The sequence below is a fragment of the Acinetobacter sp. UBA5934 genome (assembly GCF_002430855.1).
Taxonomy (GTDB): domain Bacteria; phylum Pseudomonadota; class Gammaproteobacteria; order Pseudomonadales; family Moraxellaceae; genus Acinetobacter.
The window spans coordinates 7,979-29,855 of the sequence record NZ_DJDC01000199.1; the positions used below are offsets into that span (position 1 = coordinate 7,979).

Sequence of the window (21,877 nt, forward strand, 5' to 3'; positions counted from 1 at the left end):
AGTAGTGGAATTATTGTGGATCAGCTTTGGTTGTTTTCAAAAGCGTTTGCAAATTAGCAGCTTTTGGTTTTACAAGCCAGAATTTACGGCTGTAATAATCAAACTCATTGCGGATCTTGTACGCCCAAGCACTACCTGTCTCAGCAATATGTTCATCCAAGATGCGAAGCAAGAATTCTTGATGTTCTTCCATCGCCTCTGTAGAAATACGGTTTAACTCGATCAGCTCGTGGTTGTAATGGTCAACAAAGTCGTTATCCAGATCAAGCACATAAGCGAAACCACCAGTCATACCTGCACCGAAATTATGACCGACTTTACCCAGTACAGTCACAATACCACCAGTCATGTATTCACAGCAGTGGTCGCCCGCGCCTTCAATCACAGCGAAGGCACCCGAGTTACGTACTGCGAAACGCTCACCAGCTGTACCTGCAGCAAACAGTTTACCGCCAGTCGCACCGTATAGGCAGGTATTACCAATGATTGCTGTTTCCTGAGTCTGGAACGGCGAACCTTTCGGCGGGAAGATGGACACGCGGCCGCCTGCCATACCTTTACCCACGTAATCGTTGGCATCACCTTCAAGTTTAATATGTAAACCGCCAGCGTTCCATACACCTAAAGACTGACCTGCAGTACCGGTCAGATTGACTTTAACAGGATGCGCTTCCATGCTGAGATTGCCATAGCGACGTGCAATTTCACCTGAAATACGTGCACCAATCGAACGGTCACAGTTACCAATCGTGAAGTAATATTCCCCGCTGATACCCGCTTCAATCGCTGGTAACATTTCTGCCACCATCTTCTCAGCCAAGATACCTTTGTCGAACGGCGCATTACCTTCAACTTGGCAATATTGCGCCTTACCTTCAGCTGAAGGATGAGACTCAAGCAATGCACTCAAGTCCAAGTGAGCATGTTTATCCGTTTCACCTGGCAACATTTCAAGCAAGTCAGTACGGCCAATCAAGTCTTTCAAGCTTGCAACACCTAATGCTGCCAACCATTCACGGGTTTCTTCCGCAATGAAGTGGAAGAAGTTGATCAGCATTTCAGGTTCACCAATGTAGTGTTCCTGACGTAAATGATCCTGTTGAGTCGCAACACCGGTCGCACAGTTGTTCAAGTGACAGATACGCAGGTATTTACAACCCAGCGCGATCATTGGTGTCGAACCGAAACCAAAGCTTTCTGCACCCAGAATCGCAGCTTTAACTACGTCTAAACCAGTTTTCAAACCACCATCAGTTTGTACACGTACCTTGCCACGCAGGTCATTCACACGAAGTGCCTGATGCGCCTCGCTTAGCCCCAGTTCCCATGGCGAACCGGCATGGTGAATTGAAGACAATGGGGAAGCCGCAGTACCACCGTCATAACCAGAAATGGTAATGAAATCGGCATAAGCTTTTGCTACACCAGCAGCAATGGTTCCTACACCTGGTTCAGATACCAGTTTCACTGAAACCATTGCTTGAGGATTGACCTGTTTCAAGTCAAAAATCAATTGTGACAAATCTTCAATTGAGTAGATGTCATGGTGCGGTGGAGGTGAAATTAAAGTCACACCTGGAACTGAATAACGTAAACGTGCGATTAAGCCGTTTACTTTACCACCCGGTAACTGACCACCTTCACCCGGTTTTGCACCTTGTGCAACTTTAATCTGTAGTACTTCAGCAGAAGTCAGGTACGCAGGGGTTACACCAAAACGACCAGAAGCAATCTGTTTGATTTTCGAGTTACGGATGGTGCCATAACGCGCTGGATCTTCACCGCCCTCACCAGAGTTTGAACGACCACCAATAGTGTTCATGGCAATGGCAATCGCTTCATGTGCTTCAGGAGACAAGGCACCCAAAGACATCCCGGCAGAGTCAAAACGTGGCAGAATCTCTTCAACCGTTTCTACTTGATCAAGTGGAATCGAGTTATCAGTTTTAAGCTTCAACAAGTCACGAATGGTTGCTACCGGACGGTTATTGACCAGTTCCGCATATTCTTTAAAGTCAGCGTATTGACCGGAACGAACCGATTTATGCAGCGCATTGATCACGTCCGGGTTAAAGGCATGATATTCCTTGTCGAATACGAATTTCAGCATACCGCCCTGATCAATTGGCTTACGTGATTTCCACGCCAATGACGCCAGTTTTTTCAGATCATTTTCAAGATCGGCAAAAGTTGCGCCTTTAATACGGCTTGGTACACCAGTGAAGCATTTATCAACCACTTCAGTAGATAGACCAACCGCTTCAAATAGCTGACCACCACGGTAAGAAGCAACAGTCGAGATACCCATTTTCGAAAGGACTTTTAATAAGCCTTTCTCAATCCCTTTACGGAAGTTCGCTTGGGCATGAATTGGGTCACCTAACAATTCACCTTTGGCAATCAGGTCATTGATGACATCATAAGCCAGGTAAGGATAAATCGCAGTTGCACCAAAGCCCAAGATGACTGCAAATTGATGCGGATCACGCGCAAGACCGGTTTCAACGATAATGTTGGCATCGGTACGCAAACCGACACTGATTAAATGGTGATGTACCGCACCTGTTGCCATGAGCGAATTGGCAGGCAAGAAACCTTGACGGATTTTTTTATCCGAAAGTACAAGTAAGGTTTTGCCATCACGAATCGCTTGAGCAGCCTCGATACAAATACGTGCAATTGCAGCTTCTAAACCTTCATCTTCAGCATAGTTCAAGTCGATGTCTGCAATTTCGTAGCCTTTACGACCCAGAGTACGAATTTGATGCATTTTCGAATTTGAAAGCACTGGGCTGGAGATGATCAAACGGTCTGCATGTTCAGGACCTTGTTCAAATACATTCTGCTCACGACCCAGACAAGTCTCTAAAGACATCACGATCGATTCACGTAATGGATCGATTGGTGGGTTGGTGACCTGCGCAAACTGTTGACGGAAGTAATCTGATACATGGCGCACTTGGCGAGACAATACCGCCATTGGCGTATCATCACCCATTGAACCTACCGCTTCCTGACCGCTTTCTGCGATTGGACGAAGCAACTGGTCACGCTCTTCAAAGGTCACCATGAACATTTTTTGTGAGGCTTTTAGCTCGTCGCCTTTTAAGCCTTGATCACATAAATATTCTTCCAGTTCTGGGCTGCCTTGTACACGTACAGAATTTTCACGCAACCATTCACGGTAAGGACGCATTTTTTTCAAATGGTTGCTGACATCTTTGGTGTCGAGCATTTTACCGGTGAAAGTATCAATGACCAGAATCTGACCCGGACCTACACGACCCTTAGAAATCACGTCTTCAGGTTCATAGCCCCACACACCAATTTCTGATGCCAGTGTGATGTAACCATTTTTGGTAATCACCCAGCGTGCTGGACGCAAGCCATTACGATCCAGCATACAGATCGCATGACGACCATCTTGAATTACCAATCCAGCCGGACCATCCCAGGCTTCCATGTGTTTAGAGTTGAATTCATAGAATGCACGCAGGTCAGCATCTAATGTTTCAACATTTTGCCAAGCAGGTGGAACCAGCATACGAAGCGCACGGAACAAGTCCATACCACCACCGACCAGAATCTCAAGCATGTTATCCAGGCTTGAAGAGTCTGAACCAGTACGGTTCACGATCGGGTTAAGATCAGTTAGACCTGGCAATAACGGGTTTTCGAATTTTGGTGTACGCGCCATTGCCCAGTTACGGTTTGCGGTAATGGTGTTGATTTCACCATTATGAGCAAGATAACGGAAAGGCTGCGCCAGTGGCCAACGCGGTAATGTGTTGGTCGAGAAACGTTGATGGAACACTACAATATGAGATTCCAGACGTTCATCTGCCAAATCTGTGTAAAAGTCAGCAATCGCCTCAGGCATCATCAAGCCTTTATAGCTAATCACTGTAGAACACAAAGTCGTCACGTAAAATGAAGGATCATTGCTTAACTGTTGTTCTGCACGACGACGTGCCAAGAACAATTTACGGTTAAACTCAACCTCAGTCACACCCATCGGGCAGTTGACAATAATCTGTTCGAATGCAGGTAGAGACTGCATTGCAATTTCACCCAGCGCATCATTGTTGGTTGGAACAACACGCCAAGCTAAAACTTTAAGACCTTCAGATTCAATTTCTTTGGCCAGCACATTTTTAGAATGCGCAGCAATTGCTGGATCTAGATTTAAAAATACCGTACCGACAGCAAAAATTTCACTTAGAGTGATATCACTGAGTTTTCTTGCTTCTTCACGGAAGAATTTTTTCGGCATTGCCAAAAGCAGACCACAACCATCCCCTGTCTTACCATCTGCGGCAATACCACCACGGTGTGTCATACAGCTAAGGCTGTGCATAGCGGTCTTGACGAGATCATGGCTTGCATCACCCTGCATATGGGCGATTAAACCGAAACCACAGTTATCTTTAAACTCATCCGGTTGGTATAAACCTTGAGCGGGAGCTACAGTATTAGGCGATGGCATGTGCATAGCGTACCCTTCTTTCAACATGGCCCATAAAGCGGGCATCTAACAATCAAATATCTTCTTTGCGATTTAGTCCAATTTACTCACATCAAGATCAACATTGAGCAAAACTTCTTCATCCTGTCTAAGATAGTCTGATTTTAATCTTTTTACATGGATGAATTGCAAAAAATATTTTGCTTCGTTTACGCACTCTTTTAAAGCAGGTAAATTTGACAATTTCGCACAATCATTGAATCTTTTCGCGCCAAAACAGGGACATTAACTCAATTCATGCACCAATAAAGCAAAAATTATGCCAAACCAAAAATTAAAGTGCTAAATGTTTTAAATATAGATATATTAAAATTTCATTAACTTTAGAATAATTTTCAACAAACATATTTCGCACTATATTTGTGCATATCAATAATTTTATAACTCAAATTGCTCTATTTTAGAACTATATTTTTAATTAAATGGGTCACTAATTTCTTTTTCCGGAAACTTGTTTTCGCCTTGTTTCGGTGCATTCTGCACACCTGAATGTGACTGTTGCACATCTACCACATTGCCCTGCTCATCACGTCGCGTTACTGTCGTTGTCGTGGTCGCATTTTTAGCCTCAGTCTCAGCTACAGTTGGCTTAGGCTTCGGTAAAGACAATAAGCTTTCATCCACTTTGGGTAATGGCACAGATTTCAGATTGACCGCATATAGCTTATGATTGGTGCCCATTTCGTCTGCACCCATATCATTGACTAAAGAGACATAGTTTTTAATATCCTGTACTTTAGGCTGCACAGACTTTGGAAATTGCAGTGGCAATTGCTCTAATACACGTTGAGCTTCGTCTTTATTTCGATAAACACCATAAAGAAGTACATATTGTTCAATCTCATCCTCACCACTCAGGCGGATATAAAAAAAATTCTTGCGATCAGATTGTTTTTTCAAGAAGCTTCGAATCACGTCATCTTTAGTTGTCCGAAACAATTCGATGCTGCTCGCATTCTTATTTTCATTAATAAATTTGCTACCACGAAATTCCGGTTCATAGCTTCCTGTAGTCACCACCCGTGTGGTCATTTGCAAAGGACGCACCTCGTCCTGAAGTGCCCCCAGCAGGCTAGTTGCAGCAACTTTTTCAGGTTGAATTTGCAGTTCAGATGCCGTTTCCGCAGATTTCTCTACCTCGACCAAAGCATCATTATCAGTAATCGCCCAAAAAACAAGTGCTGCAAACAGACACACCAATCCACACGCTAGCCAGATATAGTTTTGGATACGTTGCCATTGTGTACGGAGGGTTGCCATGACTTATGCCTTTTCTTGATTCGCTAAAATCGCCTGTTTCATTAATTCCACATCAAATTCTTTAGTGATTATTGCCTGTCCGATTGACTTCATCAACACCAGACGCAATTGACCATTCAGCACTTTTTTATCATGCGCCATATAGGCAAGAAATTCATCCAGTGGAATAGCTGGGCATTTTACTGGCAAATGAGCACGTTGAATGATTTTTTTTGTACGTTCTAAATCTTCGGGTGAAATCCAGCCCATACGTTGTGATAAATCAGCCGCCATTACCATACCGGTAGCCACTGCTTCTCCATGCAGCCACACGCCATAACCCAAATAGGATTCAATTGCATGACCAAAAGTATGACCTAAATTCAGTAAGGCACGCTCACCTTGTTCTTTTTCATCATTGGCGACAATGCGTGCTTTATGGGCACAAGAACGATATACAGCTTCGGCCAGTAATTTCGCATCTCGCGCAACCAGAGCATCCATATTTTGTTCAAGCCAGACCAAAAAATCACGGTCTCCCAGCAAGGCATACTTGATCACTTCTGCCAGACCCGCAGATAACTCACGGTCTGGTAAGGTCGACAGCTGCGACATATCCGCAAGTACAACTTGAGGTTGCTGAAACGCCCCGATCATGTTTTTACCAAGTGGATGATTGATCCCGGTTTTTCCGCCCACACTGGAATCGACTTGCGACAGTAGTGTTGTGGGTACTTGAATAAAATAAACGCCGCGCTGAAAACAAGCTGATGCAAAGCCAGCCATATCTCCAATCACACCACCACCTAATGCAAGCACTGTGGCATCACGGTTAAAGCCAGCTTGCAACAAGGCATCAAAAATTAAATTTAGATGCTCAATATTTTTATATTGTTCACCATCAGGCAAAATACATGTTGCGACTGTCTTTCCCAATCCTTCAATTGCACTGACGTAATGCTCCAGATATAAAGGCGCAACCGTGGTATTGGTCACCACCATAACCTGCTTTCCGTGGATATATGGCTCAAGTAATGATTGAGGATCTAAATCACTGCCAATAAAAATAGGATAGCGGCGATCACCGAGTTCAACATGTAAAGTTTGCATGAAATTAAAACCGTTAATTAGACTAGCTTTGCTTCTTGAGAAACAATCATATGAAAGATTTTTTGCGCTAAATCACGTGCAGCGCCCTGATTTGTTTCAATAATATAATCTGCAATTTCACGATATAAGGGATCACGAATAGCCAACAAATCACGTAACTTTTGTTCAGGATTTTCAACTTGTAGTAAAGGACGGTTTTTATCCCGATAAGTGCGCTGTAATTGAATTTCGACAGGAGTATAAAGATAAACAACGATTCCGCGTTGTTTTAAGAATTCGCGATTAGGTAACTGGGTGACTGCCCCGCCACCGGTTGCAACAACCAAGTGTGAGCGAGCAGTAAGCTCATCGATCACCATGGTTTCACGGTTACGAAATCCCTTTTCACCTTCTTTTTCAAAAATCCAAGGAATTGTCGCACCTGTTTTACGCTCAATTTCTTGATCACTATCAAGAAAATCTCGTCCCAACAGTTCCGCTAAATGACGACCAACAGTTGTTTTCCCAGCCCCCATTGGCCCTACCAAATAGATATTTGGTAGGGTTTCAAACTCATTGCTTAGCAAGGAGTCACCTATTTATTTTGTTAAATTCAAAATATATTAATGATTTCTTGAAACACTGTCATTAACAATTCGTGGTGTAACAAAAATCAATAGCTCTCGCTTGTTATCCGACTTCAAATCTTTACGGAATAAACGACCTAGGTAAGGAATATCACCCAAGAAAGGTACTTTGGTTTGTCCATTACGTGTTTCTTGTTCAAAAATACCACCAAGTACTACAGTTTCTCCATTATTCACCAGTACATTGGTATTAATTTGATTTTTATTAATCGTCAATTGACCTGTAGGTGTTGGATTTCCTGGAGTATCACTCGTGATGTTGAGTAACATTTGAACTTTACCATCAGGGGTAATACTTGGTGTTACATCCAAGCTCAGTGTTGCATCAATAAATTCAGTTGTCGAAACTGCATTTGCACCACCACCTTCCGATGATTGATAAGGAATCTGTGTACCTGATGAAACTTTAGCTGTTTGTTTGTCTGCGGTTAAAACTTTAGGGGTTGAAATAACCTCACCATAACCGTCTGCTTGCAATGCAGAAAGTTCTAGATCAAGCATAAAATCAGACAAGCTAATTAAACCAAAGGCAATTTTACCCGCAGCATTAGCTACCCCTAAATCTACGTTTAAGTTCTGTGGACGTTGAATCGTATATTTACCGTCATCACTAGGTGTTTTTAAATCCCATAAAGTCGTATCACTACCGCCGACCAACAAATCATTATTTTGATTAATCCCTTGCGACAATATACCCCACTTCACACCCATTTCTTTACTAAATTCAGTTGAAGCACGAACAATACGAGCTTCAACCATCACTTGCTTCACTGGAATATCGAGTAAATCAACCATCTTCCGGACTTTATCGATATTTTGAGCCGTATCATTAATGATCAGTGTATTGGTACGAGCATCTACAGATACAGTTCCTCGTGGGCTTAATAACGTTTCACCCGAGTTATTACTACCACTACTATTACCAGAATTACCGTTACTCGAAGATTTTGTCTGGGTAATCAGTTTTTCAATATCTGCAACCTTTGCATAGCTTAATTGCATATATTCGGTTTGTATTGGCGCTAACTTTACACTTTGCTCTATCGCCTTCGCCTGCTCTTCTTCAGCTTTAATTAACTCTGATACCGGAGCAATCCAGATCACATTACCATTACGGCGCTTATCCAGGTTTTTGGTTTTTAAAATAATATCTAAAGCCTGATCCCACGGTACATCTTTTAAACGCAGGGTAATATTGCCCTGAACGCTGTCCGCAGTCACCATATTGATACCGGTGAAATCTGCCAGTAATTGCAGTACGCGACGTACTTCAATATCCTGGAAATCTAAAGAAATCTTTTTACCTGTATATGCATTTGCTGCTTTAGGTTTTAAAGGATTCTTATCTTCAGGTCGTTTTAAGCTGATGGTCAGTTTGTTATCAGTCTGATAAGCCATATATTCATAGCTACCCGAAGTCTGAATGGTAATCACGCCATTGCCACTCTCGTTGGTAGCATCGACCGTGGATACTGGCGTTGCGAAATCATTGACATTTAAACGACGTGCCAAATGTGCAGGAACTTTGTTACCCAGAGTTCGTACCACCACTTTGCTACCTTGTTGCTGCACATCTACCGGAGTATTACTACCTAATAAATCAATAACAATTTGTCCTTCACCCTGGCTGCCGCGCTGAAAACCAATATTGGAAATACCTTGCGCAGTTTTTTGGGCAACAACTGGCTGAGATGCAAACGTATTCGCAGCAGCAGAATTAATTTTTAAAATAAAAGTATTGCCTTCGATGCGTGTAGTAAAAGCACCCGCATCAGCCAAATTCACAGTTAAACGTGAACGTTGGGCATCAGAACTCACATCAATTGAAGTGGCCTCTTTAGTGGCAACAGGAATGCTATTTTGTTGTAAATTTTGTTGTGCTTTATCAAAATCAAGAATTAAACGTGATGGCTGCTCAAGTTGGTAAGCCTGAGGCTGCGGCGGCAAGCCATTAAACATGACACGAATTTCTGTGCCCTGACCTGCAATCTGCATTGGCACAATATTGGTCATACTCACTTGTGCATTTGCAACCTGCATAATCGCGATCGCAACAGCACCCATAGAAAATTGACGAAACAAATGGTTCATTGTATTGCCATCCCCAAATATAAAATCTTTAAAACTATTATTCATTTTTATTCCTTTTAAACTTAAGGCGCTGGTCCAAGCAATACCAGACTTCTTGGACGTTCCACGTATCCTTCTCGCCCATCTGGAATAATTTCCACCAGATCAATCTGCGTCGGCGTAATATTGATTACACGACCATGATTCATCCCCATATAACTGCCGCGCTGTATCCGCTCTATTTCACCATCTGGAGTCTGAATTAAGGCCAAGATCTGTCCGGACTGGCTACGCATACTTCCTTTCATATTCAAAGATTCAATTGCATAACTTTCTAAAGGTTGCAGTTGGCGTGATAAATTAGGATAGACCCGTTTTCCTGACATAATTTTCAATTCAGCAGCCAGAGAACTCGGTAAAAATGGACTTTTAAGCTGATGTGCCGAATAATTAAAGGTCGGTACAGGTGGAAAAACTGGTGCAGGTTCAATTGGTAACGGGGCTTGATTACGAATACTAGCCATTTGTTCATTCACGGCATCAATACGCGAATCACAACCCACCAGCAATACACCCAGCATCAGACTTAGAGAGATTTTTTGTATTTTCATTACTGCGTCCCTCCAGCTGTAGCAGGTGAGCCAGCATCTGCAGTTTGCGTTTCTGTCGCTTGAGCATCCGCAACTCCAATATAACGATATGTTTTAGCTTTAACGTTATAATTCACTTGAGGAATATCAGATTTTTTCTCTTTATTTTCAGATGCTGTAATTTCAAAATCATGCAAAGTCACAATACGTGGCAATGCAGCAATTCCGCTTACAAAAGAACCGAAGGCGTGATAATCACCGGTCGCTTCAATCGCAATGGGTTGTTCAATAAAGAATTCTTGCTTAATTTCACTTTCTAAACGGATATTTTTGAATTTCAAACCAGAATTCACACCCGTCACGTTGATATCTTCAACCAAACCTGGAATTTCAGTTTCTTTCGGCAGTTGCTCTAGTTGCTGATTAAAATTCGCTTCCATTTCTTGTAACTGCGCTTGTAACAACTGCAAATTACGAAGTTTGGAATCTTTTTCACGAAATTCATTGAGCAAGTTTTGCTCTTGAGCAGAAGCATTGGAAATATCTTCCAACTTACCTTTAATGGTTAAAAAATAACCTAGAATGCCGATTGCCAGCACAATCGCAATCCAACAGGTGATTTTGACGGATAATGGCCAACTTCCATAGTTATTCATATCCAAAGTGTTGAACTGCTGGAGGAACTTATCCAGTGTCATTTTCTTTTTAGGAACCACAGCTTCATTTGGATTTAATTCATCAAGTTCATCGAGACTCATTTTGCTGCCTCCACGGTTGAATTCGCTGTATTAGATTGTGCTTGTTGTTGTGCTTCTGGTGCAGCAGGTTGTGCGATTTCATCTAAGTCAGCAGTGACTACAAATGAACCATAGCCTTCTTCAATACGCGGAACCACTGAACTTGGTGCTTTATCTTTTTGTTCTTCAACCGCTAAAAAAGAATTCATAAAAGCGTTACGATACCAGGCAGAGGATTCCAAATTACGCAAAAATTCCGCCACTGTATTTGGACTTTCAGCTTTGCCTTCAATGGTGAATTTGTCGCCAGTACGAACAAATTTAGTGATATACAAATTACCAGGCGTAACCCGAACCAATTCATCAATCAAACGCACTGCAATCGGACGTTGTCCTTGTAAACCTTGAATCAGCTTCATACGCTCAACAATGGCATTACGCTGTGCTTCCAGACCTTCCAAAGATTTTAATTGCACATCCAGATTTTGGTTGGTACTGGTAATCAACTGATTGGCTTGTTCTTGATCTTCAAGTTTATGGTCATAATAAAACCATGATAATGTAACCGCCAAAGCCCCAATTAATGCTGCCCCAATACAAATTGCTATAAATTCTTTTTTTCGTTTCTCTCTTAGCTCATCACGCCAAGGGAGTAAGTTAATTCTTGCCATTAATCAAAACTCCTCAATGCCAAGCCACATGCCACCATGAGCGAAGAAGCATCATTCTCTATTTTTTTAATATCGATTTGTGGAGAAAACCCCATTTGTAAAAATGGGTTGGCAATCGTCACGCGATAACCCAATTTTTGTTGTAGTAATTTCGCCAGTCCTGGAATGTTGGCATTCCCCCCAGCCAATAAAATATGGTCAATCTCATTAAATTGTGAAGATGAGAAGAAGAACTGCAATGATCTTGCCGCCTGCTGAACCACCGCTTCTAGGAAGGGTTCTAAAACTTCAACATCATAGTCATCTGGCAAGGAACGGCTTTTCTTGGCACGGCCCGCTTCTTCAAAAGACAGACCATAACGATTTTGAATTTCCTGAGTCAGCTGTTTACCGCCAAACACCTGCTCGCGCGTATAAATCACTTTATTATTTTGCATGACTGATAAGGTCGTCATGGTATGACCAATATCTAAAATCCCGACCGTATTTACCCCCATAGGTAAAGTGTCGGAAAATACTTGATACGCATTTTCGATAGCAAAACTTTCAACATCTGCCGTTTTTGGTGTGAGATTAGCTAGCTCAAGTACTTCGGCACGCGCTTCTACATTTTCAAGACGGGTTGCCACCAAAAGCACATTCACCCGATTCGGATTGGCTAAACGATCCGGCAATACCTCAAAATCTAGACTGGCTTCGTCCAGAGGAAACGGAATATATTGCTCAGCATCCATACGGATTTGAACTTCACGTTCGTCGTCTGTCATATCTGCATCCATTTCAATGGTTTTGGTAATGACCAGTGAAGTTGGGATTGCAAGGGCTGCAGCTGTAGATTGAGTATTAGCGAGATTGAGCGCTCGCTCTAGCGCATCACCCACTGCTTCTGGATTTAGAATATTTTTTTCGACAACACTGCCTTCAGGTAGAGGAACCAGCGCATAGCTTTCAACCCAATACCTATTACCGCTCTTAACAGAAAGTTCTAATAATTTAACAGAAGTAGAACTAATATCTACTCCTACTAACCCCTTATTTGGCTTACGATATAACCTGAGCACAATATAATTCCTATTATTTTTTTATCCCCAATAAAAGTAACCTACTAATCAGTGTTGGTCTATAATTTTATACAGATACAATAACTCATCTAACAATCTGTATGGGTAAAGGCTATACTGACCGCCAATTAGTTTGCCATTAGCTCTTATTAAAACTTACTTGTTATGAAAAAGCTATCACGTTCGGGCCATGTTCATCCATTTTTTTTGATCATAATTATAGTTTTGGTCTCAATTCCGATGGGATTTTATGGCATGTATCTCTATATTGCCCCATCCTTACCTAAAATGACCACCTTAAAAAAGGCGCCGTTATTAAAACCATTACAAGTATATAGTGCTGATAATGAGCTTATTGCTGAGTATGGCGGAAAATTATCCGTTCCTGTGGAATACAAACAGATTCCAAAACCCTTTATTTCAGCTTTTCTTGCTGCAGAAGACTCATCCTTCTTTGAACATAGCGGTATTAGTTTCAAAGGTTTAGGACGTGCGGTCAGTGAAACCATTACCGGTTCCAATGTACAAACCGGTGGTTCTACCATTACCATGCAGGTGGCAAAAAACTATTATTTGACCCCTGAACGCACCCTAAAACGCAAACTGACAGAAATTTTCCTGGCACGTAAAATTGAGCAGAACCTGACCAAAGAAGAAATTCTCACCCTCTATGTGAATAAAATTTTCTTGGGTAAAAATGCCTATGGTATTGCTGCAGCTGCAAAAATTTACTACAACAAAAATCTGGATCAGCTCAGTATTGCCCAAATGGCGATGATTTCCGGTCTACCTAAAGCACCATCAAAATACAATCCTGTAGTTAATCCTACCCGCGCCCTAGAACGCCGTAACTGGATTCTTGGCCGCATGTTGCAGTTAGGTTATATCAATCAAACCCAGTATAAACAAGCCATTGCCGAACCGGTTAATCTCGATATGCCAGACCGTGGCATCAATAATAAATACCCCTATGTCGGTGAAATGGTACGTTCAGAATTGGTAGAAAAGTTTGGTGAACAAGCAATTGATTCTGGTTATAAAGTCTATACCACGATTAATAGCCAGCGTCAGGCTTTCGCAGAACAGTCTGTACAGGAAGGTCTGGAAGCCTATGACCGCCGACATGGCTGGAGAGGCGCTGAAGCTCATAACAAACCGCTTTCTGAATTCATGGCCTATGCCAATACCTATCCCGCTAAAGTAACTAAAGTCGATAAAAATTCTTTTGAAGCCTTGATGCAAGATGGTTCTAGCGTGACTGTTCCATGGTCAGGCATGTCTTGGGCATCTCCCTATAGAAATGCCAATAGCGTTGGCCCTGCTCCGCGTACAGCTTCACAAATTGTTAAAGTAAACGATATTATTCGATTACGTCCGAATGAGAATAAAACCTCTTGGGCGCTGGTACAAATTCCTAAAGCACAAGGCCAGCTTATTGCATTAAACCCCAACAATGGCGCAATTGAAGCCATTGTCGGTGGCTATAATTTTTATCAGTCCAAATTCAACCGTGCCTTGCAAGGTTGGCGTCAGCCAGGTTCTACCATCAAGCCCTTTGTTTATGCGTTGGCGCTTGAGCGTGGCATGACCCCATATAGTATGGTTAATGACAGTCCGATCACGATTGGAAAATGGTCACCGAAAAACTCAGATGGCCGTTATCTTGGCATGATTCCCTTACGTCGCGCCCTGTATTTATCCCGCAATACAGTGTCGGTTCGCCTGCTACAAACCGTGGGCATTGAGCGTACCCGACAGTTATTAATGGATTTTGGTTTACATGAAAATCAGATCCCGCGAAATTACACTATTGCCTTAGGTACACCCCAAGTTCTTCCGATTCAAATGGCCACAGGCTATGCCACATTTGCCAATGGTGGTTACCGTATTCAGCCGCATTTTATCGACCGTATTGAAGATGCTTATGGCAAAGTGATTTATCAAAGCAATCCGGATTATGCGTGTATTTCCTGCATCAACCAAAATGATGAAGAAATTGAATCTGCAGAGCCGCTGACACCCGATGATGAAGTGATTCACGTCACCAATCAAACGCTGCGAGAAGAAAAGGAACTGGCTAAACTCGAACTGGATGAAGCCAAAAGCCAGTACCGTCAAGCACAGCGTGTCTTAAAATCAAGCTCTGCCTATGACATGGCCAATATTCTGCGTGATGTGATCCAGCATGGTACCGGACGCGCCGCACTCAGAATTGGTCGTGATGATATTGGCGGTAAAACAGGTACCACCAATGATGCTAAAGATGCCTGGTTTGCCGGCTTTAATGGCAAACTGGTGACTGTAGCCTGGGTCGGTTTTGACCAACCGACTACATTGGGTCGTCGTGAATATGGGGGGGTTGCCGCATTGCCAATCTGGACCAACTTTATGGGCAATGCCTTAAAAGGCACTCCGGCAGCCTGGGTACATTTTGACAAAAATGCCAAAGCACCGGCAAATCGTAACCAGACCATCACTGTAGGCGAATCTGTCTCGGCTGACCGCTCATCACCGCCTTTGGCCCGTCCATTGTACCGTCCGGCACCTGTGGCGCCAGTACGGGCACCAGAACGTGACTTTGATGATTTGCCTGGAGAAGAAATCCTGGTTCCGGATAATGCCAATCCACCCGACATGCAAAAACAAAATAATAAACCGGATGCTCTGGATAATCTGATTGATGTATTTGAGTAACCCAATAAAAAGCCCTCAACTGAGGGCTTTTTAATGCACTTATTTCTTTTAAGCTTTCTTTTTAAATAGATAAATCTGGAACTGTGCTTTTAACTTAAATTGTTTAAGCTGTTCTAATGCCTGACGTCGCTCTGGCTTGGCTTTATAAGCATAAGGGGTCATGGCAATCAGATTTTTTAAATCCGCTTGTGATAAGGTAAATGGAGCATCGACCACACTTTCCTCCACCAACTCAAAAGCATCTTCCAATTGCGTCACAAACTTATGTGGTTCATGCGGATTCACTTCCTCAAAAAGTGCTTCTCGCATCGCATAAAGATGTTCTGGCGCGGGAGTCACCACCATAAGATGAGCTTCTGGCTTTAACACGCGTAAAATTTCATCTTTAGGAATCGGACTAAATAAACTGGTGCATAAATCAATCGAATGATCCAACACAGGCAAGGTCGCTCCCGTCCCCACTACCCAAGTAACGTTTTTATTGAGTTTTGCAGCCACCTGAACCGCATTTTTAGCAATATCCACACCGACACATTGCAGCACTTCAGCCTGCATGGCATTGGTGTAATAACCTTCCCCACAGCCAATATCGAGCAGATTTTCAATGCGTAATTCACGAATTTTTTTGACCACTGCCTGCTGTAAAGGTGCATAAAAACCGGCACTTAAAAATGCGCGACGGGCTTGCACAGATTCAGGCGTATCTCCCGGCTGTTTACTATGCTTGTGTTGTACCACATGTAGATTGACATAGCCTTGTTTTGCTACGTCATAACTATGCTGATTTGCACAGCGCCAGGTTTTCTCGTTCAGGTGCAATGCCTCACGACATACAGGACACATCAGCAGATTCATTCTTTTCTCCAGAACCTAAAAGTGCAATAAAAAGAGCCGGCAAATGTGGGAGCAAATGCCGGCTCTTTTACAAAGATTTGCTTAACGTAATTTTAAGGTCATTAAACCCAATACCACCAGCATAATCGTAATAATCCAGAAACGGATCACGACCTGGGTTTCACGCCAGCCTTTTTTCTCGTAATGATGATGCAGCGGCGCCATTAGGAAGACACGCTTGTTGCGCATACGCAGTGAACCGATTTGCAGGAATACAGAAATGGCTTCAACCACAAAGACCCCGCCCATAATCGCAAATACGATTTCCTGACGAACCATGACGGCGATCGTACCTAGCATCGCACCTAATGAAAGTGCACCGACATCCCCCATAAACACTTGGGCAGGATGGGCGTTATACCAAAGGAAGGCTAAACCAGCACCAATCATCGCTGCACAGATCACCACCAGCTCAGAAGAATATTTTACATAAGGGATATGCAGGTAGTTTGCAAAACGGATATCACCAGCCAAATAAGCAAATACGCCTAAACCTGCTGCTACAAGCACGATCGGCATAATCGCCAAACCATCCAGACCATCGGTCAGGTTCACCGCATTAGATGCACCATTAATTACCAAATAGGTAAAGACAATAAAACCAATCCCTAAAGGAATAGCAGATAATGGAATGGAGAAATTTTTAAAGAACGGAAGCAGTAAATCCAGCATATTGGCTGTATGTACAGGATTGGCTTGCTGGGTCGCAATCACATACAAAGCAATACCGGCGCCCAAAGAAGCCACTGAAGTCCAAAAGAATTTTTTCCGTGCAGGCAGACCGGCATTGTCTTTATAACGCACCTTGATCCAGTCATCCGCCCAACCGACAGCACCAAAAATCACCATCACGCTCATTACAATCCAGACATAAGGATTAGATAAATCTGCCCATAACAAGGTTGAAATACCAATCGACAGCAAAACCAAAATCCCGCCCATGGTTGGGGTACCCATTTTCTTGGCATGATTTTCAGGAGCAAACGAACTCACTGCCTGCCCGTATTTTAAAGCTTGCAGCTTACGGATCATCACCGGACCCAAAACCAGTCCAATGGTCAATGCGGTTAAGACACTGAGCAGCGCACGTAATGTTAAATAACGGATCACGCCGAACGAGCTATTGTAGCCAGCCAGGTGTTCAAATAACCATAACAGCATTAAAGTTTCTCCATCAAATCAGCCATCAATGTTTCCATGTGGGTATAACGAGAACCTTTAAACAGGAAACTCATGGATTGAGGTTGATGTGTTTCAATTAAACTAAGTAAGAAAGGAAGGGCTTGTGCCTGGGTCAGAAAGGCCTGCATTTTTTTGCCATACTGGGTACTGCGCGCGCCTTCTTGGGTGGCGGGAGCGAATTCACCCACGGCAACGACAAAGTGAACACCCTGCACTGAAACCAGATCACGACCCAGCATATAGTGTTGCTGTGCAGCACTTGCGCCTAATTCGCCAATATCACCAATCACCATCACTTTGATGCCTTCCTGCTGCGCCAGCACTTCGGCTGCAGCGCGCATGGAGGTCGGATTGGCATTGTAAGTATCATCAATAAATAAATGGTTTTTTGCCTGAATAAAATTCAAGCGACCTTTGGCACCTTTCGCCTGCTCCAGACCGGTCACAATATCATCCAGCGCAACACCAATAGCCAGTGCAAAAGCAGTTGCGGCAGTGGCATTTTGCACATTGTGTTCACCGGCAAATGGTAAATTCACCTGACGCACACCTTGCGGGGTATTTAACGTAAAGCGGGAAGATTGTGCCTGCAATTCGATGTCTGTTGCAAAAACATCGCCGCCTGGTCCAAAGCTCAAAACCTTCTCGGTTTGCACCGCTTGGCGAATCGTATCTGCAAAATCATCTGCTGCAGGAACAATTGAGGTGCCTGCTTTATCAATATGACGATAAATTTCCGATTTTGCCCGGCAGATGCCATCGCGTCCGCCAAACTCACCTAAATGCGCAGTACCAATATTGATAATCCCGGCGACATGCGGTTGCACCAGATTCGAGGTGTAATCAATTTCACCTTGATGACTGGCACCCAGTTCCATCACAGCATATTGGTGCTCAGCACGCAGCTCGAGCAACATCATCGGCACACCCAAATCATTATTCAGGTTGCCACGGGTAATCAAAGTTGGAGCTAAACGCGACAAAATACTGCCGAGCATTTCCTTGGTGGTGGTTTTACCGCTACTGCCAGTCAGGGCAATCACTTTCAGCTGTGAATTTTGCGCACGGCGATAAGCCCCAAGCTGCCCCAATGCCAATCGGGTATCGGCAACCACAAGCTGACAGATATCTGCATCCACCGGATGACTGACTATCGCGATTTCACAACCATTGCCTGCCACTTGGGCAACAAAGTCATGCGCATCGAAACGCTCACCTTGCAGGGCAAGAAAAGCGTCGCCTTTTTCCGCAAAACGTGAATCGGTCAAAATTCGTTTGATTTCGCCTTGAGGCACGTTCTCATTCAACCAGTAACCTTGGGTAGCTTCAGTCAGTTGTGCGGCCGTCCACGGCTCTAAAGGTACTGTACTGGTAGTTGATGTATGCATGATCGTTTCCTATTGCGCAGGATAAGCTGAATCTGGTGTGTGATGCTGGGCGTCAATCGCGGATTGCACTTCAACCACATCATCAAACCAATGACGTACGCCATCAATTTCCTGATAGTTTTCATGCCCCTTACCGGCAATAACCACAATATCACCGGCCTGAGCCTGTTTTACTGCAAATTTAATCGCTTCACGGCGGTCATGAATTTCATGCACGCGATGCTCTGAAAAATCAATTCCGGCTTTCATGTCAGCAAAAATCTGTTCAGGATTTTCAGTACGTGGATTGTCTGAGGTAATCAATGCAACATCGGCATGATCCAAGGCAGCCTGTGTCATCAGCGGACGCTTGCCGCGATCACGGTCACCGCCACAGCCAAACACCGCCCATAAATCTTTGGATACATGGCGTTTCAGGGTTTGCAGGACTTGAATCAAGGCATCTGGTGTATGCGCATAATCCACTACAATCAGGCGCTCGCCATCACGGATCACCTGCATACGGCCCGGCGCACCTTTCAGTTGCGGTGCAACTGCAATTAAATCGCTTAGTTTAAAGCCAGCCTGCTCTGCAGCAATCAGACTTGCGACAAGGTTTTCCACATTGAAATGGCCCAGCAATGGACTGTTGACTTCAAATTCACCCTCTGCAGTGATTATTTTAAAACAGGCACCATTTAAACTATATTGAATATTTTCAACTTGATAGTCAGCTTTTTGAGTGGTCGAGTAAGTGAGGATTTTCGGTTGGGCTGGATTTGATTGTGCAGCCTCAATCATGACATGCGCATGCTCATCATCTATATTGATAATCGCCACTTTCAAAGTGGCAAATTTGAATAAGCGCGACTTCGCTTCTGCATAGGCTTCAAGCGTCCCGTGATAATCCAGATGGTCACGACTCAAGTTACTATACGCTGCAATTTCGATATCGCAGCCATTCAAACGACCTTGTTCCAGACCATGTGAACTGGCTTCAATCGCGGCAAATTCAGCAGCCTGCTGGGCATAGCCATGTAATGCATTTTGTAGCTGCAAGGCATCGAGAGTGGTATGCGAAGAGGCTTCCAGATTCGGTAAAATACCGTTCCCGGTGGTTCCCATCACGGCGCATTTCTTGCCTTGCAACATCAGCAGTTCAGCAATTAAGCGTGAAATAGTGGTCTTACCGTTGGTTCCAGTCACTGCAATAATGCGCGCGGCATTTACAGCTTGGGTCGCTTGTAAATACTGCTTTTGCCACTGGCCCATCACATGACGGACATTTGCGACCACAATACTATTTTCCAGGCCCAGATCAGTTTCGCTGACCACTGCCAAGGCACCGCGTGCCAAAGCCGATTGGGCAAATTGCAGCGTTTTTTCAGGCTGAGAAAAACTAGTCAGGGCAATAAAAATTTGCCCTGTTTCAACTTTACGACTATCTAAACTAAAGCCACCGAATGGCTTGCTCATCCATCCAGTGGTTTTCTCAGTACTGTAGAGATCTTGAAATGTAATGGACATTCATCACCTGTTACTGGATTTTGGGAGTATCTAAAGGTTTATCTAAAGGCACGTTCATCAGACGCAAGGATTCTTGCATTACCCGTGCAAATACAGGGGCTGCCACCAAACCGCCGTAATATTGTCCTTTCGGATTTTCCACCACAATGACCATCGCCAAACGCGGATCACTGACAGGTGCCATACCGGCAAACAGCGCACGATATTCACTATCGGAATAACCTTTGCGGTCTGCACGTAATTTATGTGCCGTACCGGTCTTACCTGCCACACGATAACCCGGAATATTTGCCTGCTGCGCTGTACCACCTGGCAAGGTCACCGCTTCCATCATCAGCAAAACCTGTTCGGCAATTTTGGCATCGACAATTTGCTCGCCCTTCGGTGGCTGCTCCAGCTTATACAGACTTAAAGGCACCTTCACGCCTTTATTAGCAATCATGGCATAGGCATCGGCAATTTGCAGTACCGTCGCATTCAAACCATAACCATAGGCCATGGTACCGACTTCCGAGACATTCCATTTGCTTGGCGGCAAAATCAGACCCGCACTTTCACCCGGGAATTTAACTGCAGAGCGCTGTCCCATCCCCACACGTTTATAGAAGGTAGGCAAGGTCGCATAAGGCAAAGACAAGGCAATTTTTGCCACACCAACGTTAGAAGACTTTTGGATGATGCCACCTAAAGTCAATGCACCATAGTTATGGGTATCACGGATTGTATGGTTACCAATACGCATACTGCCCGGCGACGTATTGACGATAGAATTGGCCGTATATTTGCCACTTTCCAGCGCCATCGCCACAGTCAGCGGTTTCATGGTCGAACCCGGCTCAAACGAGTCCACGGCACCGCGGTTACGCATGGCATCTTTATTGGACAGACTTTTTTTATCGTTCGGGTTATAAGAGGGCCAGCTGGTCATGGCCAAAATTTCACCGGTTTTTACATCTACAGCAATGGCAGTTGCAGAACGGGCATTATTCGCCACCCCTGCCGCAGTCAACTCACGGTACAGAATATATTGCAGACGCGAATCAATACTTAAGGTGATATTTTCCCCGGCTTCAACTTCTTTAATAATTTCAGGATCTTTAAAACGGTTGCCTTTTTTATCACGCACAATCTGCTGTTCGCCATCATGACCAGACAAAGCCTTATTCAGCTGCATCTCCAGACCTTCGATCCCAGTTCCTTCACTATTGGTCAGACCAATAATCTGGGAGTTTGGGTGTGGCTGCGGATAATAACGCTTATAGTTTTTCTCGGTATAAACGCCTTGGAAATTACGCTTCATGATCAGTTCCGCCTGTTGTGGCGGCACTTCTTTTTTCAGGATTAGATAACGTGAACGTGGACGCTCTTCCATTTTTTTGCGCAATTCAGCACGCTCCATACCCACTGCATCAGCCAGCTCATCCAGATTCAGGTTTTTATCTGGGAGTTGACGTTTCATTTTACGGCTATTCGGCTCTTTCTGTAGCGCCAGCATGGTCTCATCATAAAGTTTTTTATTATCCAAATAGTCACGTGGGTCAATCACGATTTTCATAATCGGCGTACTGATTGCCAGCGGAATAC

At 43.8% G+C, this 21,877-nt stretch carries 15 protein-coding genes; 1 reads left to right on the forward strand and 14 read right to left on the reverse strand.

Going from position 1 to position 21,877, the window contains the following annotated elements; all coding sequences use genetic code 11:
* Window positions 1-10: 10 nt before the first annotated feature.
* The 9 genes from gltB to B2Y23_RS15055 all read right to left on the reverse strand — a co-directional run bounded on the left by gltB (window position 11) and on the right by B2Y23_RS15055 (window position 12,629).
* Window positions 11-4,486 (reverse strand): glutamate synthase large subunit, encoded by a 4,476-nt coding sequence (gltB, locus tag B2Y23_RS15015; protein ID WP_291355256.1) that lies wholly within the window; start codon window positions 4,484-4,486, stop codon window positions 11-13.
* A gap of 453 nt (window positions 4,487-4,939) precedes the next feature.
* Window positions 4,940-5,785: a hypothetical protein gene (locus tag B2Y23_RS15020; protein ID WP_291371669.1), complete on the reverse strand. Its 846-nt coding sequence runs from the start codon at window positions 5,783-5,785 to the stop codon at window positions 4,940-4,942.
* A 3-nt stretch (window positions 5,786-5,788) separates the two neighbouring features.
* Window positions 5,789-6,874 carry a 3-dehydroquinate synthase gene (aroB, locus tag B2Y23_RS15025; RefSeq protein ID WP_291371671.1) on the reverse strand — a complete coding sequence of 362 codons (1,086 nt, stop codon included), beginning with the start codon at window positions 6,872-6,874 and terminating at the stop codon, window positions 5,789-5,791.
* A gap of 17 nt (window positions 6,875-6,891) precedes the next feature.
* A complete protein-coding gene (gene aroK, locus B2Y23_RS15030; protein WP_291371673.1) occupies window positions 6,892-7,440 on the reverse strand; it encodes a shikimate kinase AroK in 549 nt (182 codons plus the stop codon).
* A gap of 36 nt (window positions 7,441-7,476) precedes the next feature.
* On the reverse strand, window positions 7,477-9,591 hold the full coding sequence (pilQ, locus tag B2Y23_RS15035; protein WP_291371686.1) for a type IV pilus secretin PilQ family protein: 2,115 nt from the start codon (window positions 9,589-9,591) through the stop codon (window positions 7,477-7,479).
* Window positions 9,592-9,653: 62 nt separating this feature from the next.
* Window positions 9,654-10,181 carry a pilus assembly protein PilP gene (locus B2Y23_RS15040; protein WP_291354936.1) on the reverse strand — a complete coding sequence of 176 codons (528 nt, stop codon included), beginning with the start codon at window positions 10,179-10,181 and terminating at the stop codon, window positions 9,654-9,656.
* Complete coding sequence (locus tag B2Y23_RS15045; RefSeq protein ID WP_291354934.1) at window positions 10,181-10,918, reverse strand: type 4a pilus biogenesis protein PilO; 738 nt, start codon at window positions 10,916-10,918, stop codon at window positions 10,181-10,183. The genes B2Y23_RS15040 and B2Y23_RS15045 overlap by 1 nt, the downstream gene beginning before the upstream one ends.
* The gene (locus B2Y23_RS15050; protein ID WP_291371675.1) at window positions 10,915-11,568 is read right to left on the reverse strand and encodes a PilN domain-containing protein; all 654 of its coding nucleotides are present in this window, start codon (window positions 11,566-11,568) and stop codon (window positions 10,915-10,917) included. The genes B2Y23_RS15045 and B2Y23_RS15050 overlap by 4 nt, the downstream gene beginning before the upstream one ends.
* The gene (locus B2Y23_RS15055) at window positions 11,568-12,629 is read right to left on the reverse strand and encodes a pilus assembly protein PilM (RefSeq protein ID WP_291354930.1); all 1,062 of its coding nucleotides are present in this window, start codon (window positions 12,627-12,629) and stop codon (window positions 11,568-11,570) included. Before B2Y23_RS15055 ends, B2Y23_RS15050 begins: the two co-directional genes overlap by 1 nt.
* Before the next feature lie 165 nt (window positions 12,630-12,794).
* Here B2Y23_RS15055 and ponA point away from each other — a divergent pair, with 165 nt between their 5' ends.
* Complete coding sequence (gene ponA / locus B2Y23_RS15060) at window positions 12,795-15,323, forward strand: penicillin-binding protein PBP1a (RefSeq protein ID WP_291354928.1); 2,529 nt, start codon at window positions 12,795-12,797, stop codon at window positions 15,321-15,323.
* Window positions 15,324-15,371: 48 nt separating this feature from the next.
* Here the strand turns inward: ponA and B2Y23_RS15065 are convergent, their stop codons facing one another.
* From B2Y23_RS15065 to ftsI, 5 genes are all read right to left on the reverse strand, one after another.
* Entirely contained in the window at window positions 15,372-16,178 is an 807-nt protein-coding gene (locus tag B2Y23_RS15065) for a putative RNA methyltransferase (RefSeq protein ID WP_291371676.1), read from the reverse strand.
* An 81-nt stretch (window positions 16,179-16,259) separates the two neighbouring features.
* Window positions 16,260-17,378 (reverse strand): phospho-N-acetylmuramoyl-pentapeptide-transferase, encoded by a 1,119-nt coding sequence (mraY, locus tag B2Y23_RS15070; protein WP_291371678.1) that lies wholly within the window; start codon window positions 17,376-17,378, stop codon window positions 16,260-16,262.
* Entirely contained in the window at window positions 17,378-18,787 is a 1,410-nt protein-coding gene (locus B2Y23_RS15075; RefSeq protein ID WP_291371680.1) for a UDP-N-acetylmuramoyl-tripeptide--D-alanyl-D-alanine ligase, read from the reverse strand. The genes mraY and B2Y23_RS15075 overlap by 1 nt, the downstream gene beginning before the upstream one ends.
* Window positions 18,788-18,796: 9 nt before the next feature.
* Entirely contained in the window at window positions 18,797-20,293 is a 1,497-nt protein-coding gene (locus B2Y23_RS15080) for a UDP-N-acetylmuramoyl-L-alanyl-D-glutamate--2,6-diaminopimelate ligase (RefSeq protein WP_291371682.1), read from the reverse strand.
* Window positions 20,294-20,303: 10 nt separating this feature from the next.
* Window positions 20,304-21,877: penicillin-binding protein PBP3 (gene ftsI, locus B2Y23_RS15085; RefSeq protein WP_291371684.1), on the reverse strand; the 1,574-nt coding region annotated here is incomplete at its 5' end.

Bases quoted from the DNA above. Each gene is read 5' to 3' on its own strand.
- gltB (WP_291355256.1), bottom strand. From the start codon at position 4,486: ATGCCATCGCCTAATACTGTAGCTCCCGCTCAAGGTTTATACCAACCG.
- B2Y23_RS15020 (WP_291371669.1), bottom strand. From the start codon at position 5,785: ATGGCAACCCTCCGTACACAATGGCAACGTATCCAAAACTATATCTGG.
- aroB (WP_291371671.1), bottom strand. From the start codon at position 6,874: ATGCAAACTTTACATGTTGAACTCGGTGATCGCCGCTATCCTATTTTT.
- pilQ (WP_291371686.1), bottom strand. From the start codon at position 9,591: ATGAACCATTTGTTTCGTCAATTTTCTATGGGTGCTGTTGCGATCGCG.
- B2Y23_RS15040 (WP_291354936.1), bottom strand. From the start codon at position 10,181: ATGAAAATACAAAAAATCTCTCTAAGTCTGATGCTGGGTGTATTGCTG.
- B2Y23_RS15045 (WP_291354934.1), bottom strand. From the start codon at position 10,918: ATGAGTCTCGATGAACTTGATGAATTAAATCCAAATGAAGCTGTGGTT.
- B2Y23_RS15050 (WP_291371675.1), bottom strand. From the start codon at position 11,568: ATGGCAAGAATTAACTTACTCCCTTGGCGTGATGAGCTAAGAGAGAAA.
- ponA (WP_291354928.1), top strand. From the start codon at position 12,795: ATGAAAAAGCTATCACGTTCGGGCCATGTTCATCCATTTTTTTTGATC.
- B2Y23_RS15065 (WP_291371676.1), bottom strand. From the start codon at position 16,178: ATGAATCTGCTGATGTGTCCTGTATGTCGTGAGGCATTGCACCTGAAC.
- mraY (WP_291371678.1), bottom strand. From the start codon at position 17,378: ATGCTGTTATGGTTATTTGAACACCTGGCTGGCTACAATAGCTCGTTC.
- B2Y23_RS15075 (WP_291371680.1), bottom strand. From the start codon at position 18,787: ATGCATACATCAACTACCAGTACAGTACCTTTAGAGCCGTGGACGGCC.
- B2Y23_RS15080 (WP_291371682.1), bottom strand. From the start codon at position 20,293: ATGTCCATTACATTTCAAGATCTCTACAGTACTGAGAAAACCACTGGA.